General features: G+C 44.5%; 17 protein-coding genes. 6 read left to right on the plus strand and 11 right to left on the minus strand.

All coding sequences use genetic code 11. The features are described 5' to 3' along the window. Nucleotides 1-269 (plus strand): SnoaL-like domain-containing protein (locus ACEW8S_RS17560; RefSeq protein ID WP_373519416.1); only part of this gene is annotated, 269 nt, incomplete at its 5' end. 50 nt (nt 270-319) lie between these two features. Here ACEW8S_RS17560 and ACEW8S_RS17565 read toward each other — a convergent pair. Further along, entirely contained in the window at nt 320-919 is a 600-nt protein-coding gene (locus tag ACEW8S_RS17565; protein ID WP_373519417.1) for a carboxymuconolactone decarboxylase family protein, read from the minus strand. Between the two features lie 193 nt (nt 920-1,112). Between ACEW8S_RS17565 and ACEW8S_RS17570 the strand changes: the two genes are divergently transcribed. From ACEW8S_RS17570 to ACEW8S_RS17580, 3 genes are all read left to right on the plus strand, one after another. Continuing rightward, complete coding sequence (locus ACEW8S_RS17570) at nt 1,113-1,541, plus strand: OsmC family protein (RefSeq protein WP_373519418.1); 429 nt, start codon at nt 1,113-1,115, stop codon at nt 1,539-1,541. Nucleotides 1,542-1,625: 84 nt separating this feature from the next. Then, nucleotides 1,626-3,314: a single-stranded-DNA-specific exonuclease RecJ gene (gene recJ, locus ACEW8S_RS17575; RefSeq protein WP_373519419.1), complete on the plus strand. Its 1,689-nt coding sequence runs from the start codon at nt 1,626-1,628 to the stop codon at nt 3,312-3,314. Between the two features lie 367 nt (nt 3,315-3,681). Then, complete coding sequence (locus ACEW8S_RS17580) at nt 3,682-4,941, plus strand: MFS transporter (RefSeq protein ID WP_373519420.1); 1,260 nt, start codon at nt 3,682-3,684, stop codon at nt 4,939-4,941. 42 nt (nt 4,942-4,983) lie between these two features. On the opposite strand, the gene ACEW8S_RS17585 is transcribed toward ACEW8S_RS17580, so the two are convergent. From ACEW8S_RS17585 to ACEW8S_RS17615, 7 genes are all read right to left on the minus strand, one after another. Then, the gene (locus ACEW8S_RS17585; protein ID WP_373519421.1) at nt 4,984-5,751 is read right to left on the minus strand and encodes a UDP-2,3-diacylglucosamine diphosphatase; all 768 of its coding nucleotides are present in this window, start codon (nt 5,749-5,751) and stop codon (nt 4,984-4,986) included. Nucleotides 5,752-5,892: 141 nt separating this feature from the next. Then, nucleotides 5,893-6,345: a 6-pyruvoyl tetrahydropterin synthase family protein gene (locus tag ACEW8S_RS17590; RefSeq protein ID WP_373519422.1), complete on the minus strand. Its 453-nt coding sequence runs from the start codon at nt 6,343-6,345 to the stop codon at nt 5,893-5,895. A gap of 354 nt (nt 6,346-6,699) precedes the next feature. After that, a complete protein-coding gene (locus ACEW8S_RS17595; protein WP_373519423.1) occupies nt 6,700-7,539 on the minus strand; it encodes a penicillin-binding transpeptidase domain-containing protein in 840 nt (279 codons plus the stop codon). A gap of 70 nt (nt 7,540-7,609) precedes the next feature. Then, on the minus strand, nt 7,610-7,828 hold the full coding sequence (locus ACEW8S_RS17600) for a hypothetical protein (RefSeq protein ID WP_373519424.1): 219 nt from the start codon (nt 7,826-7,828) through the stop codon (nt 7,610-7,612). A 12-nt stretch (nt 7,829-7,840) separates the two neighbouring features. Next, on the minus strand, nt 7,841-8,890 hold the full coding sequence (locus ACEW8S_RS17605) for an alpha/beta fold hydrolase (protein WP_373519425.1): 1,050 nt from the start codon (nt 8,888-8,890) through the stop codon (nt 7,841-7,843). Nucleotides 8,891-8,939: 49 nt separating this feature from the next. Further along, nucleotides 8,940-9,479: a hypothetical protein gene (locus ACEW8S_RS17610; protein ID WP_373519426.1), complete on the minus strand. Its 540-nt coding sequence runs from the start codon at nt 9,477-9,479 to the stop codon at nt 8,940-8,942. A 133-nt stretch (nt 9,480-9,612) separates the two neighbouring features. After that, nucleotides 9,613-10,578 (minus strand): NAD(P)-dependent alcohol dehydrogenase, encoded by a 966-nt coding sequence (locus ACEW8S_RS17615; protein ID WP_373519427.1) that lies wholly within the window; start codon nt 10,576-10,578, stop codon nt 9,613-9,615. 649 nt (nt 10,579-11,227) lie between these two features. Here ACEW8S_RS17615 and ACEW8S_RS17620 point away from each other — a divergent pair. Together ACEW8S_RS17620 and ACEW8S_RS17625 are read left to right on the plus strand one after the other, a co-directional pair. Further along, nucleotides 11,228-11,713 (plus strand): RNA polymerase sigma factor, encoded by a 486-nt coding sequence (locus ACEW8S_RS17620; protein WP_373519428.1) that lies wholly within the window; start codon nt 11,228-11,230, stop codon nt 11,711-11,713. 4 nt (nt 11,714-11,717) lie between these two features. After that, nucleotides 11,718-12,332, plus strand: coding sequence for a hypothetical protein (locus tag ACEW8S_RS17625; RefSeq protein ID WP_373519429.1), 615 nt, complete (start codon nt 11,718-11,720; stop codon nt 12,330-12,332). A 199-nt stretch (nt 12,333-12,531) separates the two neighbouring features. On the opposite strand, the gene ACEW8S_RS17630 is transcribed toward ACEW8S_RS17625, so the two are convergent. From ACEW8S_RS17630 to ACEW8S_RS17640, 3 genes are all read right to left on the minus strand, one after another. After that, a complete protein-coding gene (locus ACEW8S_RS17630; protein ID WP_373519432.1) occupies nt 12,532-12,777 on the minus strand; it encodes a helix-turn-helix domain-containing protein in 246 nt (81 codons plus the stop codon). Nucleotides 12,778-12,893: 116 nt separating this feature from the next. Continuing rightward, nucleotides 12,894-13,661 carry an enoyl-CoA hydratase/isomerase family protein gene (locus ACEW8S_RS17635; RefSeq protein ID WP_373519430.1) on the minus strand — a complete coding sequence of 256 codons (768 nt, stop codon included), beginning with the start codon at nt 13,659-13,661 and terminating at the stop codon, nt 12,894-12,896. A gap of 194 nt (nt 13,662-13,855) precedes the next feature. Next, a partial coding sequence (locus ACEW8S_RS17640) for an MATE family efflux transporter (protein WP_373519431.1) occupies nt 13,856-14,789 on the minus strand: 934 nt, incomplete at its 5' end.

A 14,789-nucleotide genomic window follows, 5' to 3' on the forward strand; every position in this document is an offset into this window, starting at 1 on the left:
TTGTCATGACCGAGCCTCGGGGCACAAGAAAAGGCAAGGCTGAATGTCGGGAGTACGAGGAGCAGTTTTTAGGTAGCATCGAAGAATTCCACTCCTTGGAAATCGTAAATTTAGGATCCAACGAAGATGAAGGCGTTACGTTCATCGAATCGGTCATGGACGTTACCTTCAAAGGAGGGCAACGGGCAAAAATGGAACAGGTGGCCGTTCAACGCTGGAAAGGCAGCCATATCGTACACGAACGATTTTACTACAATAACGAGCAGTAGTTTTCAGCTCAATATCACGATAGTAAGAACCCTGCCGGCAGGCAGGTCTTCTATCTAGTTCCGTCGTGCTTCCCTTTCTCCCACCCATGTTTTCCTAGATATTGCTCCCCGCTCTCCACAGCGCCATCCTCGATAGATGTTCCCATCGAGTCGTTCCAGCGGTTGAGATATCCGAACAAAGAAATCACTCCGAGCATTTCGACGATTTCACCCTCGTTCCAATGTTCGTACAAGCGTAATTTGATTTCTTCATCAACCGCATTGGGTACTTGGGAGGCGGCGAGCGAAAAATCCAAGGCGGCACGGTCCGCATCCGAGAAGGCGGGGTGGGTGCGGTATTCCCAGATATTGTCCAATTGATCCTGTTCCGCCCCGTAGCGTTCCGCGGCGCGAATGGCATGGGCTTGGCAATACCGGCATCCGGCGGCGTTGCTGCCCACCCAGGCAATCATGCGCTTCAAAGCGGAGGTCACTCTGCCTTCGTTGGCCATCACCGCTTTGTTGAGGTTGATAAAGGCCTTCGATATCGCAGGCCGGTGTTGCATGGTCAACACGGAATTCGGACAAAAACCTAGCGTCTCGTTAAAGAATTCCGCAAGTTTTTTGGTCTCGGGACTGTGGTCTGGGGCAAGCGAGTTTACTAGCGGCATAATTGATTTTGGTATTGATTATATGGGAGCTGCCTCGCCGGCTGGCTGGCCTCATCGAGATTCGTGTTCCTAAGTTCCCCACTTTGGTTTATCTTGAGCGCAATCGAAATACTCAAGATAAACTAAAGTCGTCAGGCTCGAAATGACAACTCGGATTATCCTACTTTTGTATCTTCACAAGAAACGAAAAATTATGTCCACCACAAATCATATCACTACCAAATGGCTAGGCAAGATGGCCTTCGAAAGCAACAATCCGTCAGGATTGGACCTGAAAATCGATGCAAGTCCAGATGACGGGGGAGAAGGCAGTGGGTTTCGACCAAAAGCACTGATGCTCTCCGCTCTGGCCGGATGTTCGGGCTTGGATGTCGCCGGACTCATTAAAAAGATGAAACTGGAGGTCGACGATTTCCATATCGAAACTATCGCCAACTTGACGGACGAACATCCGAAATTTTTTGATAAGGTCGTTGTTGAATTTCATTTTCACGGTAGCAATCTCGATGAAAAAAAATTAAGCAAGGCCGTAGACTTATCCGTTGAGAAGTATTGTGGTGTGATGGAGATGTTTCGGCAATTTGCTGAAATGGAAATCAAAATAAAGTTTCACAAAAAATAAGACGTCATTGCGGGCCAAGGGAGCGAAGTGCGGTTTGGCACTGCAATTACCGCCAACCGTTACCGCTACCGAATACCAAAAAAAATGCGCTGGACCATCAAGCCAAAACCGACCCAAACCGACATTGATGCCCTATCCGAGGCATTACATGTCGAAGGTCTGATAGCGCAATTATTGATACAGCGCGGCATCACCAATTACGATGAGGCCAAAAAATTCTTCCGACCTCAATTATCCGACCTGCACGATCCGTTCTTGATGAAGGATATGGATGTCGCCGTTAACCGCATCCAAACAGCGATAGCGAATAATGAGAACATTCTGATATATGGTGATTATGATGTAGATGGAACAACATCCGTTGCCTTGATTTCATCCTATATTTTGGGCTACTACCCCAATGTGGCGACCTATATTCCCGATAGATATACCGAAGGGTATGGAGTTTCGTTTCAAGGCGTCGATTTTGCGGAGGATAACGGATTTACCCTTATTATCGCGCTAGATTGCGGCGTGAAGGCTATCGATAAGGTAGCTTATGCCAAGAAGAAAGGTATCGATTTTATTATTTGTGATCACCACCGACCGGGCGAAAATCTGCCGGATGCGGTAGCCATTTTGGACCCGAAACGGGAAGATTGCCAGTACCCTTACGACGAACTATGTGGTTGCGGTATCGGTTTTAAGCTGATACAGGCACTGGCAGCGCATCGCGGTGAGACCATTGATCATCTGACTCCCTATCTCGATTTGGTCGCCACGGCCATTGGCGCGGATATTGTGCCCATGACGGGAGAAAACCGGGTTTTGGCCCATTTCGGGTTGCAAGTCATCAATTCCAACCCCAGAATCGGGTTCAAGGCTATTATCGACAAGATTAAAAAACCTAAGCTGACCATTACCGATGTGGTCTTTATTATCGCGCCCCGAATCAACGCCGCCGGACGTATGGACCATGGCCAACACGCCGTAAACCTACTAACGGAAACCGATATGGAACGGGCTAAAATAGTTGCGGCCAAAATCGAAAAATTCAATATCGACCGCCGCAGCCTCGACAACGAGATTACACAAGAAGCCCTTTTACAAATACGCGAAAATAACGAGGAAGAACGTTTCACTTCCGTTGTATATCACGAAACTTGGCATAAGGGAGTTATCGGGATAGTTGCATCCCGGTTGACGGAAACCTATTACCGGCCTACATTGGTTTTTACCAAAAGCGGTACTAAACTGGCAGCTTCGGCCCGCTCGGTAAAAGGTTTTGATGTGTACAACGCCTTACAAGGCTGTGCCGATTGCATCGAACAGTTCGGTGGCCATAAGTACGCTGCGGGCCTGACCTTGCTCGAAGAGCAGTTCGAAGCCTTTAAGGCACAGTTCGAGAAGGTGGTCTCCGAAAGTATCGATCCGAATTTGCTCACACCGGAAATTGCCATAGACGCCCAAATCGGGTTTCATCAGATTACACCCAAGCTGCTGCGGATTATTGGTCGGTTCACGCCTTTCGGACCGGGGAACCTAGCCCCTGTCTTTATGGGCGATCATTTAATGGATACGGGATATGCCAAAGGTGTAGGAGAGAATGGCGCGCATTTGAAACTCTCCGTTACCCAACACGGTGTCGGCCCGGTTGGGGCTATCGGTTTCAATCTTGGAGGTAAACTGCCTTTGGTTTCCCAGCGGAAACCGTTTAGTGCCGTTTTTTCTTTGGATGAAAACGAGTGGAAGGGGAATGTTAGCTTGCAATTGAAGTTACGAGATCTTAGGTGAAATGATGGAGACAAAGAGTCCAGAGGTTCACGCCATAACTTCTTTTTAATATAACTGACTTTCATATTTTGTTCGGATTTTAAGATAAAATCGAAAAAACCGTTGGGATACAGAGCGTGCCCAACAAACCGCTCGGTCGGTTAGTGATATATGTTCTAAGGGATGGTCTTTAATTTTGGTCTATTCAATCCTTAATCTCACCGTTTATCGATGGAAGTTTCTACTCCGGTCGTTGAAAAGGACTGCAAAATCGACCGGCCGGTCGGTTTCACGTAAAAACGGAATTTTTTAAAATTCAGGCTATCACCAATGGATTCATTGGGCGGAGTACTATCTTTGCAGCCAATTTTCTCCACCAACTTCAACCATGGATCCGTACGCAGCACTCCGTTTTAAGGAATTCAACATTTTTTTATTGGTCCGCTTCGCTATGGTCTTCGCTTGGTCGATGCAGTTTATCGTAATCGAATGGCAGGTGTATTCGATGACCAAAGATCCATTATCATTGGGGATTATCGGTTTGATGGAAGTGATTCCCGCAGTCTCCACAGCCCTTTTTGCCGGTCACATCGTCGACCAAAAGGAAAAACGGAACCTATTGGTCAAGTGCATCCTTGGTTTTTCGGTCATCAGTTTCGGACTATTCATCTTAAGTCTCCCTTCGATATTGGTCCAGTGGGATACCCAAACTATTCTTTACGGCATTTATTTCTTGGTCTTTTTAGGGGGAGTCGTACGGGCATTTCTAGGCCCGACCATCTTTTCATTGATTGCCCTTATCGTTCCTAAAAAAATATACCCCAACGCTGCTACCTGGAGCAGTACCACTTGGCAGATGGCCTCGGTACTCGGACCGGCCTTAGCGGGATTTTCAATCAGCCTAATTGGCGTCCATTGGTCGATGTGCTTAATTTTCGGGTTTTCGGTATTCGCGTTGATATTTCTTTCCCAAATCTCGAAAAAGCCGATTCTGAACCCGAAAATTGGGGAGCCCATTTTGCAAAGTTTAAAGGAGGGCCTAAAGTTCGTTTTCGGTACGAAAGCGATATTCGGTGCTTTGACCTTAGATATGATCGCCGTACTTTTTGGTGGGGCAGTGGCCCTTCTCCCAATTTACGCACAAGATATCCTGCACGTTGGCGCGGAAGGTTTTGGAATTTTAAGGGCGGCCCCGGCGGTCGGGGCGGCATTGATGATGTTCGGTTCGACGCGTTTCCCTTTACATAAGAATGCAGGGAAAAAATTGCTGTTGGCCGTTTTCGGTTTCGGGATATGTATTATTGTATTTGGCCTGTCAACCTCTTTTTGGCTGTCCGTCGTCGCTTTGTTCTTGAGCGGAGGGGTAGATGGGGTCTCGATGATCATCCGTCAAACGATTCTACAATTAAAGACCCCGGACAATATGCGGGGCCGGGTCGCCTCGGTCAATTCGATGTTCGTAGGCTCGTCGAACGAACTAGGTGCCTTCGAAAGTGGCCTTACCGCTAAATTGATGGGAACCGTGACCGCGGTAGTGTTCGGGGGAACTATGACCTTGTTGACTGTAGGGATTACGGCCTTTGTTTCTCCCACGTTCAGGGAGTTGGATTTGCAAAAGGATGTTGAGGAGCATGAAGCGGGCGATTGACCTGATGGGTCTATCCAACAAGCGGGAATGGCTTGCAATAATTTATCCCTTATACGTTTCCAACAAAAGCCTTTCCCCATCAAAAACTGCATACGTAAAATAGTGTATCCAATCCCCCAGATTGATATATTTTGATTTCCCGTTCAGGTCGATTTCCAAAGGAAGGTGACGGTGTCCGAACACAAAATAATCATAGTGTCGGGTTTCTAGTTTACGTTTGGCATACTGTACCAGCCATTCTTTGTCTTCCCCTAGAAATTTGGCACCGTCATCACCCGAAATCAATTTGTTCTTTACGGAAAAGTAGTGTGCCAACCGCACTCCTATATCAGGATGTATCCATTGAAAGAACCATTTTGATGCCGGATTGGTAAAGAACTTTTTCATCCGTTTGAAACCGAAGTCGCCGGGGCCGAGTCCATCACCATGGCCTATAAAAAAAGAGGCCCCCTTTATCTCGAATTGCTCGGGTTCGTGAAAAACCGTAATATGGAGCTCTTCCTCAAAATACCCATGCATCCAAAGGTCATGATTACCCACGAAATAAAATATGGGAATGCCTGAATCGGAAATTTCCGCCAATTTACCCAAGGTTCTGGTAAAACCTCTCGGGACAACCGTTTTATACTCGAACCAAAAGTCGAAAAGGTCGCCCAGTAGAAAAATGGCGGCCGCATCCTGTTTAATTTCGTCCATCCAAGCGACGAATTTTTTCTCTCGCGGTAGGCTCTGCTCTTGGGTTGGGGCTCCCAAGTGGTTATCGCTTGCGAAATAGACTTTTTTGCCCTTGGGGATGTTGATGGTAGTCATTAGTGGCAAATATAGAAAAAGAAGCCGCTGCCAAGTCCAATTCGCAGTGAGAATTGGTGTTCAAAACTTAGATTTTAAAATTACATATCACCCAGGACAGGGTCGCCATACCTTTGTTCAAGTGGTAAGGCCTGAATAAAATCACAAATTGTCGGCTGCAAACCACTCGGCATACGAAGTCTCGGTTTCCTGAAGTTTGAGGGCGTACAATCGGATGTTTTCGGGCAATCTCGCCTTAATCTTTGCTGCAAAATCGATGACCATATTTTCACTGGTGGGCTGATAATCGGCCAAGATGACCTGATGGTTCCTGTTCATCAATTCCTTCGCCAATTCGATATGGGGGGTGTTTTTATTGAACACGGTAGCATGATCGAACCGGTCGACAATCTCTTCCTTGACAATTTTTTTGAGGTCCCCGAAGTCGATGACCATGCCTAACTTTACGTTAGAGGTATCCGAGATTGGCGTCCCGATAACGGTTACGGAAAGCTTGTAACTGTGGCCGTGAACGTTGCGGCACTTGCCGTCATAGCCGTACAGGGCGTGGCCGGTCTCAAAACTGAACTGTTTGGTAATGCGTATTTTGCCCATGGGATATTGTTAATGGGCAAAGGTAGGGAATTTGAGGAGCGGTTCTTATTTAGGGGAAGAGTTTGTAGATATCGTTGCGCTTAACGAAACGAGCTATTTGTATGTTGTTATTTCATAATAAATGCAATATATACAATATATGTCGTATGAAGCGCAAGTTCTAACGCCTATACTTCCATCGCATTCGTTGGTGGTTTATTAAGAATATAACAACTATGAAAAGGGCCAAAATCGGTAGGACAAGGTCCCCGTTTAGAAAATTTAGAATATTCACTTTATAAGTTTAAAGGGTACAACGTATCCGAAAATGGATTATTATATTTTGTTAGGGGGGATATTGGGTTTTTAACCCCATTAATTTATGATCTCCATTCGTTTAAACGCAGATAAGGTTACATCCATTCTTTTCGAAATAAAGGTATCCAAATCAAATTCCTTTTTTGGTTCGATATTGGTAGCAAAAAAATAGGTGTCGTCCCCTTCAATATAGCCTACGAACCATCCATTGTAGTCTTCATTTGCATTCGATAGACCGGATTTACCACTTAATCGGTACTGCTCCGTTTCTTTAATGATCATCAATTTCTTCATTATTTTCCTAGTTCTCCCCGAAATTGGAAGCACACCAGTATAGAACCGTTTTAAAAAATCGATCTGTTGCATTTGGCTGATCCGGGAACTACCCATCAACCAGAAAGTATCGATGGTATTTGAATCGACATCCATAGCTCCATAGTCTAGTGTATCGAGATAGCGATTCATCCTTTCGCTACCAATTTTCCGGGCAACGCCTTGGTAGCAAGGCACACATGAAAAGTGAAAGGCATCCCTCAAAATCAAATCCTGTTCCCAGTTTTGGTTTCCTTTCGGTCTTCCATCCCAATTAAAAATAACGCTATCATTCTCGATGACACCCGTTTCAAGCCCAATGATCGAATTTGTGATTTTAAATGTGGATGCAGGCAGTTTTCCTGTCCTGGCCCATTCGAAATTATTGGAATAGTAGATGTCCTTTTTATAATCGTATAGGAGTATGGCGCCTATCACATCGGCGGAATCGATAATGGATTGGAATTCAGGTTTTACGATTTGATGTGCAATTCCGGTTTCCCCGTTTTGATCAATTGAGGCTTTCTTCGTTCTATGGCAGGATGAAAAACAAATGAGAGTTGCCAGTGCTAGTTTGGTTTTCATCTTTGAATTGGGCGTTTAGGTCGCGCCCGCAATTTAAGGGACTATTTTGAGGGATATTGATTATTTTTTATCAATTTGCTTGTTGGTATACCTCCCTCAGCCAATCCTTTAATTTACTGTCAACTTGATCGGCAAAAACCATTACCGGAATTGAAATCTCAATTTCCCCTTTCTCAGCCTGTACGAATTTCTCTTTTACATTTCTGGGGATTTTTCGTTTCTCTAGTCTCGGAATGAATGCCATGGAATCTGAAACATAGTTACTCATATTAATCATCTTCAATTTCAAATATAATTAATTTCATTCTATTATATATTCCTTCACTATTTTGTATTGTGTATCGACCACGGCCTGATTATGCCCATGTGCGGCATTGGGCAGTAAAAAATATTCCTTTTTCGGGGCTTTTAATGTATCAAAATAGGCTCGGGTGATTTCAGGCGGTGTCAAAACATCCATTTCACCTTGAATAAAATACACGGGTAATTCGAACTCCAGACCATTTTTTAAGAAGTCGACCGTGGCGTTCATGGCTGTTATCCCCATTTTTTTATGACCGACAAAATGTACAAAGGAATAATCATCTCCATCATACCGGTGTTTACTGTCCGTTTTATTGTCATATTCGGGCGCCAATTTCCACCAAGAATCGGGTGCCGGTGTTGAATGCTCCCGCTCGTATTGTTTCATAATGCGGAAGAATTTTCCGGTATTTTGGGCATTGTCGTACGATGGAGGGCCGATGGAATCTAACCCTGCTATCGATTCCAGGTCTTTTTGTTTCTCTGCAATTTCAAGGGTCTTATGATAGGCCGTGATCAGGTCATTGGCTGGACTTACCATTTGCGCATGCCCCACATAGGCATGGAAAAGATCGGGACGCTTCAAGGCCATTTTGGCGCCCAAGATGGAGCCCCAAGAGGTTCCCAAAAGAGTGATTTTTTCCTTTCCAAGTTGTTCGATAAGATATTCGGATAATGCGATGCCATCATCGGTCATTTGCGCTACAGTCAAAGGGTTTTCTACCCAATAGTTTTCGTCGTAATCGGCCGGAATGTTTTTGCCAAAGGTCCTTCCGGCACCGCGTTGGTCCCATTGCACCAAAATAAAATCCTTTTTCCAATAGCCGTAGATGGTATCGTCATATTGGCTCATGGTACTGCCTGGACCGCCGTGAAGGAATAGAAGTACGGTTTTTGAGCTATCATCCCCGTGTATCGTTATCCATTGTTCAATGCCGCCGATAGTGACGAATTTTTCTTCGTTTATGGCTGTAGTTTGGGCGGTTATTGGAAGGGTTGCTAGTAAGGCATGGACTATCACGAACCTATTTATTATTAATGCTTTCATTGGTCAGAAATGTTTTGTTTTCTTTTAATGGATAAAAAGAACCCATACTTTAATGAACGAACGGGGGATTTTCCTGTGGAGATCCCTTTCGGACACTATGCCCTAATTTTTCCAATCGTTCCGCCACTCTTCGTCCTGTTTTTCCTGTAGCCCTAAGGACTAAAATCTTGTCGATAGTAGTCTGCATGGTGTGGGACATGAAAAAACGGGGTCCTACCACAAAATCATCCGCAGCATTGACAAGATGGTGAAGATACTGGTGGTAAAGCTCTTTTTCCTGACTGGGTAATTTTTGAAGGTTCTTTAAACTATAGCCTACCACCACGCAGCGCAGTGGTTTTTGGGCGGAAACCGTATGGACAAACTCCGTATTTTGGTTGGCAAAAAAAGAGATAGGAAGTCCCTTGGTATTCGAAAAGACCTGTTTGTTGTTTCCATACTGAACGACGAGCTCTACATTTGCAGATCCGTAGAAACAGAATCCGATGACCTCTTCTTCAAAGGTAGAGGTATCGACCGTTGCGTTCCCCGTAACGGCATGTTCTAGAAAAATGTCAAAATCTTCTAGTGCAATACAGTCTCGTGTCATAACATAGAATTGAAAAAAAACGGCTTTGAGGTCGTAATTTACAGAAATTTAGAGAACTGGCGCATCTCCATAATGCTTACTCATCTGCAGACCCCCTAAAGGCTAAAAACCCAATTACCAGTATCGCGTATCCCTACACCTTAATAACAACTTTCCCCGTATGCTTCCCTTCCCCAAAATACTGTATTGCCCATGGAATTTCCTCCAAAGCGTAAGGCCCATCGATGACCGGTTGTATTTTTCCTTCCTCATAAAGTTGGTTGATATAGGTCAAATCCTTATTGGCTTTTAGGCTCACGAGATGCATCTTTTTTTTGCCGGCCATTGAAATGAAGGGTTTGAGGAGAAACAATTGTAGAAGCCTGGGTATGGTTCCACCTACGGTAACATATTTTCCTGCAGGTTGCAGTACTCGTTGATAAGCCCATATGGGCCGGGTAGTTTTCGCATCCAGTATTAAATCATAACGCGTACTGTTCTTGACAAAATCTTCTTTTTTATAATCGATGACATGGTCAAAACCGAGCGCTTTCATCCGTTTCAGTTTCGCTCCGGTATCCACTCCTGTTACTTCGGCATCATACATTTTGGCGATTTGTAGGCCAAACGTACCCACGCCACCCCCGGCCCCATTGATTAAAACTTTTTGTCCTTTTTGTAATTGGCCCACATCGATAAGCCCTTGATAGGCTAGCATAGATGCATGAGGAATCGCCGCCGCTTCCTCAAAGCTCATTGAGGTAGGTTTTAAACATAATGCATTTTCATTGATGCAGAGATATTCGGCAAAACTGCCAAAGCCATATTCCGATATGTCCCCATAAACGGGATCTCCAATCTCGAATAAAGTAGCATTCGCACCGACAGCCTGTATTGTGCCGGCCAGTTCCATTCCGGGGATGGGGCGTTTGGGTTTGGTTACACCGAAAAATAATCGATAAAGATGGGGTCTTCCCCTAACCATGCTCCAGTCGTAATCGTTGATTGCCGCAGCGTGGACTTTGACCAGTACTTCTTTTTCCTTTGGTACAGGTTGGGTCACTTCTTTAATTTGAAGTGTTGATGGCGGGCCGTATTTTTCACATACAATTGCTTTCATATTTTTGGTATTCGGCAGATGGCTCAGATGACTTTTCAACTACATTATCCTTATAGTTTTTCTGACCTACACGTTTCCTTTCAAAAGTATGAAGATAATGATAAGTTAGTCATGTTTCGTTTTGTCCATCCCCAAGAATACCAGAAAATCACTAACATCGCCATTATGCCCATACTACCAAAAAACAGATAAGAATCCGGTGGATTCTCCAAACCACCGAATACCACATAGAATTTATCTAATTTTTTAGATCTTTCTATGGCATTCATTTTAACAAGCTTTAGTTTACTTGCAAAAATGACAGTTTTCGTAGTTAGACGCTTGACCAAAACATCCGATTACTTGATTTTAAGGTTCATTCTGTAGGCTGATGGCGATATATCAGACTTCTTTTTCCTTTGGCCCTTTGAGAAACCCTAATTTTAACTTGCGGTATTCATTTTGGTAATCCCACCATTTGTAATTTTCTTTTTTCCTGCGCAAGCTGCACAAATCGGCAATCAATTCCCGAGCCGATATTTTATCAACTTACTATTGTGGTAGATAGAACGAGAAGCACATCCGTAATTATCAGGCAACTTTAAAAAAAGTTCAAATTTTATGTGATTTTTTTAGAATGTGAACACTAATGGGTCACTAACTATTCTTTATGAAAGAAGAACAGGCGTTTACAAAGCTTATCAAACAGAACGGAGGAATCATTTACAAAATCACAAGATTGTATACTGATGATACCGAAAGCCAAAAGGATCTGTACCAAGAAATCGTGTACCAATTGTGGAAGGGGTTCAAAACGTTCAGGGGCGAAGCCAAAATAACGACTTGGATGTACCGCATCGCCCTGAATACGGCCTTGTTACATTTGAAAAGGAAAAAAAGAAGCGGTTATAAAGTTTCTTTGGATGCAGTGGTTCTTAAACAAGAAGACTACGACCCGCTGTTCGAGGAACGTCTCAAAATACTCTATTCAAAAATCAAAGACCTCGGCGATGTCGATCGGGGAATTATTTTTCTTTTTTTAGAAGGAAAAAAATATAAGGAGATAGCCAAGATAACCGGACTGAGCACCAACAATGTGGGAACGCGAATGGCCCGGATAAAAGAAAGACTTAGAACACAGATCAATAAAAATTAAGGACATGGAACTGGAAGAAATGCAAACAACTTGGTCACAATTGAGCGACCAATTGGAACATCAAAAAAAACTTACCAATACATTGATTATGGAAATGACAAAGCAACGCTACAGAAGTAAAATAGGGATACTTTCAAGATACGAAGGACTTGGGGCGGTGATATGTTTTGCAGCGGCCATTCTACTCATGCTCCAATTTCAAAAATTGGATACTTGGTACCTTATGGCTTCGGGTGTTTTTACGGTAGGCTATATAATTTTGCTGCCTGTGGCCGTGCTGCGCTCCATCAATGCCATGAAGAGCATTGACCTTATCAATAACACCTATAAAGATACCCTGATCGCCTATGCCAAAAAACAAAAACAGTTTCTGCGTACCCAACGTATCGGCATCTATCTCAATTTTATCCTGTTGGCCGTGAGTTTGCCAGTTGTGGTCAAAGTGTTCAAGGGGGACGATATCTTTGTCACGAATACCGAGCTGTTGTATGGGTATATTCCATTTATGGTAATTTTTCTAGTACTTTTTTCAAAATGGGGATATACTAAATACAGGAACGTTACCGATTCTGCGTCGGAGATTCTGAAAGATTTGGAAGATGGTTCACGGCAGATCTAAAATAGGCTTTATACCGCATGTTCTATTTTCAAAAGGCCCTCTAATAGGAAATCCCTACCGCCTCACGAATATATTTCGGAGTATCAACCTGTTGCAACATAAAATAGGCCACGTCCGCCGAAGCCTTTCGGCCTTCGTAGCTTTGCCAATATGGCGCCCGCTTGTCGCCGAATCCGTGGCGGAGGAGAAATAATATGGATTATCCCAGTGCTAAGTCGGGCAAGTACTGAAACTCCGAGGGCGTCATACCCGTGAATTTCTTAAACGTTTTTATAAAGTGGGACAGGTCGGTAACGCCGTTTTCAAAGACCACATCCATAGTGTCGGAAGTATCCGGTCCCGACATTTGGCGCTTGGAGTTCTGAAATTGAATGATACGGGTAAAATTCTTGGGCGTTACACTGATTTCCCTTAAAACGACGATGGTTTTGCTTTTGTCAAACAGATTTCATTTACCATGCATCTTGTTGCCTCGCCAGCGATTAATGATCCAGATAAGAATTACAATGACTGCAAGAAGTAGAAAAATAATATTTCCGTCCATAATGGTTGAATTTGAGTTTACTTTTTGAATTTCGAAAGTGCGTTTTTCGTGAATTCGGAGAGCACCAGTTTTCCGGTAATTGCGGCGCGTTCTGTCAATAAGGTGTCCCAATGCGAGGTACCTTCCCAAAGTACGGCTTTCCATTCCGCCAAGGCATCTGGATTGTAATCGGACAGTTTATCCGCAAAAAAGTCCAGTTCCTTGTCCAGTTCCTTGATATCGTCGAAAACTTTTGAAAAGAGTCCTTTTTCTTGCGCCCAATAGGCACTTTTCCATTCGGTGGGGGCGAGCGACATTTCGCACAGGGCGGCGGTTCCGATTTTGCGAGCTACCGCAGGGGCGATGACCAATGGGGCAATACCAATGGAAAGCTCCGACAGCCTTATGGATGCCGCTTCGGAAGCGAAAACGTAATCACAGGCTGCTGCCAATCCCACGCCGCCGCCGACCGTTTTGCCCTGTACACGGCCCACGATAACCTTTTTGCATTCACGCATGGCATTGATGACCTTGGCAAAACCGCTGAAGAATACCTTGCCTTCCTCTAAATTTGAAATCGCTACTAGTTCGTCAAAGGATGCCCCGCCGCAAAAGGCCCGGTCACCTTCTGATTTAAGAACGATTACTGAAATGGTGTCGTTATCGGACAGTTTATGGATTTCATCGGCAAACCGCTCCAACATTTCAATAACGAAGGAATTACTAGCAGGGTGGCCGAATTCTACAGTAGCGACCTTTCCGGTGATGTTGGTGTAGAGGCTTCCGTTCTGTCTGTCTGTTCCCATGCGCGGTCAATAAAATCGTTAAAAAGGATGATTAGGAAACTAAATGCTTTTTGTCGTGTCAGGGCGAGCCTTTCGGCTGCGCTCAAGATAAACTAAAGTCGAGACCTCAAGGTCAGTTCGCAACTTGAGGTTTCGACTGCGCTCGACCCGACATCAAAATAACCTACTAAATATTGTGATACACTAAATCAAATTTAAACCTTTTGCAACAACGGCCGAAATTTTCTTCGGAACTTCCAGACCAGGGCTGCCCCACGGATAAACATCCATACGGTAAAGGCTATCCAGATACCGTAGAGCTTCCAATCGAGATATTTCCCCAAATATAAAACGGGAATAAATCCTAAAAATGTGGCCGTTAAAAGGGTGTTCCGCAGGTATTTCATTTCCCCTAATCCTTTGAACAATCCATCTAAAACAAACGCGACCGTATTGATGGGCAATCCTAAAATTAGGATAAAGAACACGGCATAGAAGGCTTTTAGGACAGTCGTTTCGTTCGAGAAAATATTTCCGATCGGGTAGTAGAATACAAAGGATGCCAGCATCAGCACTAAACTCACCACAACGCCATATCCGGTTATTTTTTTGGCCAAGTTCCACAGTCCGTTGTAATCCTTGGCACCTAAAAGTCGCCCGCCCATGATGTTCGCTGCCGCACCATAGCCATCGATAAAAAACGACGAAAACAGCCAAAGATTGATGGCGATGGTATGTGCACCGATAAATTTGGGGCCCATATCGGTAGCTTCCCGAACCGCTAAGAGCATGGCGGTGTTCAGGGCGATGGTACGTACAAAAAGGTTAAGGCTCATACCGATTAGCCTGCCGAGCTCGGGGTTGAAGGGCAATCGGAACCTCAGACTTATATCGGTTTTGGTGTAGAGCAAAATAAAAGCCAAAATCGCCATACTGCCCTGGGCGATCAGGCTGGCATAAGCGGCGCCGTCGAGATATAGGGCGGGAATCCATCCTTCTAGACCATACACCAAAAGAAAATCGAGGCCGATGTTGAGCACGGCCCCGGTGATGGCGATAAGCATAGGGTAGTAGGTGTTCTGTAATCCCCTGAAAATACCCATGACCGCAAAGACGAAAAGCGTCAACGGAAAGCCCCAGACACGAATG

It is taken from the genome of Pricia sp., from assembly GCF_041745955.1.
Lineage (GTDB): Bacteria > Bacteroidota > Bacteroidia > Flavobacteriales > Flavobacteriaceae > Pricia.

Excerpts from the sequence above, each read along its gene's own strand:
- ACEW8S_RS17625 (WP_373519429.1), top strand. The coding sequence starts at position 11,718 with ATGGAACTGGAAGAAATGCAAACAACTTGGTCACAATTGAGCGACCAA.
- ACEW8S_RS17570 (WP_373519418.1), top strand. The coding sequence starts at position 1,113 with ATGTCCACCACAAATCATATCACTACCAAATGGCTAGGCAAGATGGCC.
- ACEW8S_RS17595 (WP_373519423.1), bottom strand. The coding sequence starts at position 7,539 with ATGAAAACCAAACTAGCACTGGCAACTCTCATTTGTTTTTCATCCTGC.
- ACEW8S_RS17580 (WP_373519420.1), top strand. The coding sequence starts at position 3,682 with ATGGATCCGTACGCAGCACTCCGTTTTAAGGAATTCAACATTTTTTTA.
- ACEW8S_RS17565 (WP_373519417.1), bottom strand. The coding sequence starts at position 919 with ATGCCGCTAGTAAACTCGCTTGCCCCAGACCACAGTCCCGAGACCAAA.
- recJ (WP_373519419.1), top strand. The coding sequence starts at position 1,626 with ATGCGCTGGACCATCAAGCCAAAACCGACCCAAACCGACATTGATGCC.
- ACEW8S_RS17610 (WP_373519426.1), bottom strand. The coding sequence starts at position 9,479 with ATGACACGAGACTGTATTGCACTAGAAGATTTTGACATTTTTCTAGAA.
- ACEW8S_RS17590 (WP_373519422.1), bottom strand. The coding sequence starts at position 6,345 with ATGGGCAAAATACGCATTACCAAACAGTTCAGTTTTGAGACCGGCCAC.
- ACEW8S_RS17635 (WP_373519430.1), bottom strand. The coding sequence starts at position 13,661 with ATGGGAACAGACAGACAGAACGGAAGCCTCTACACCAACATCACCGGA.
- ACEW8S_RS17615 (WP_373519427.1), bottom strand. The coding sequence starts at position 10,578 with ATGAAAGCAATTGTATGTGAAAAATACGGCCCGCCATCAACACTTCAA.
- ACEW8S_RS17620 (WP_373519428.1), top strand. The coding sequence starts at position 11,228 with ATGAAAGAAGAACAGGCGTTTACAAAGCTTATCAAACAGAACGGAGGA.
- ACEW8S_RS17605 (WP_373519425.1), bottom strand. The coding sequence starts at position 8,890 with ATGAAAGCATTAATAATAAATAGGTTCGTGATAGTCCATGCCTTACTA.
- ACEW8S_RS17585 (WP_373519421.1), bottom strand. The coding sequence starts at position 5,751 with ATGACTACCATCAACATCCCCAAGGGCAAAAAAGTCTATTTCGCAAGC.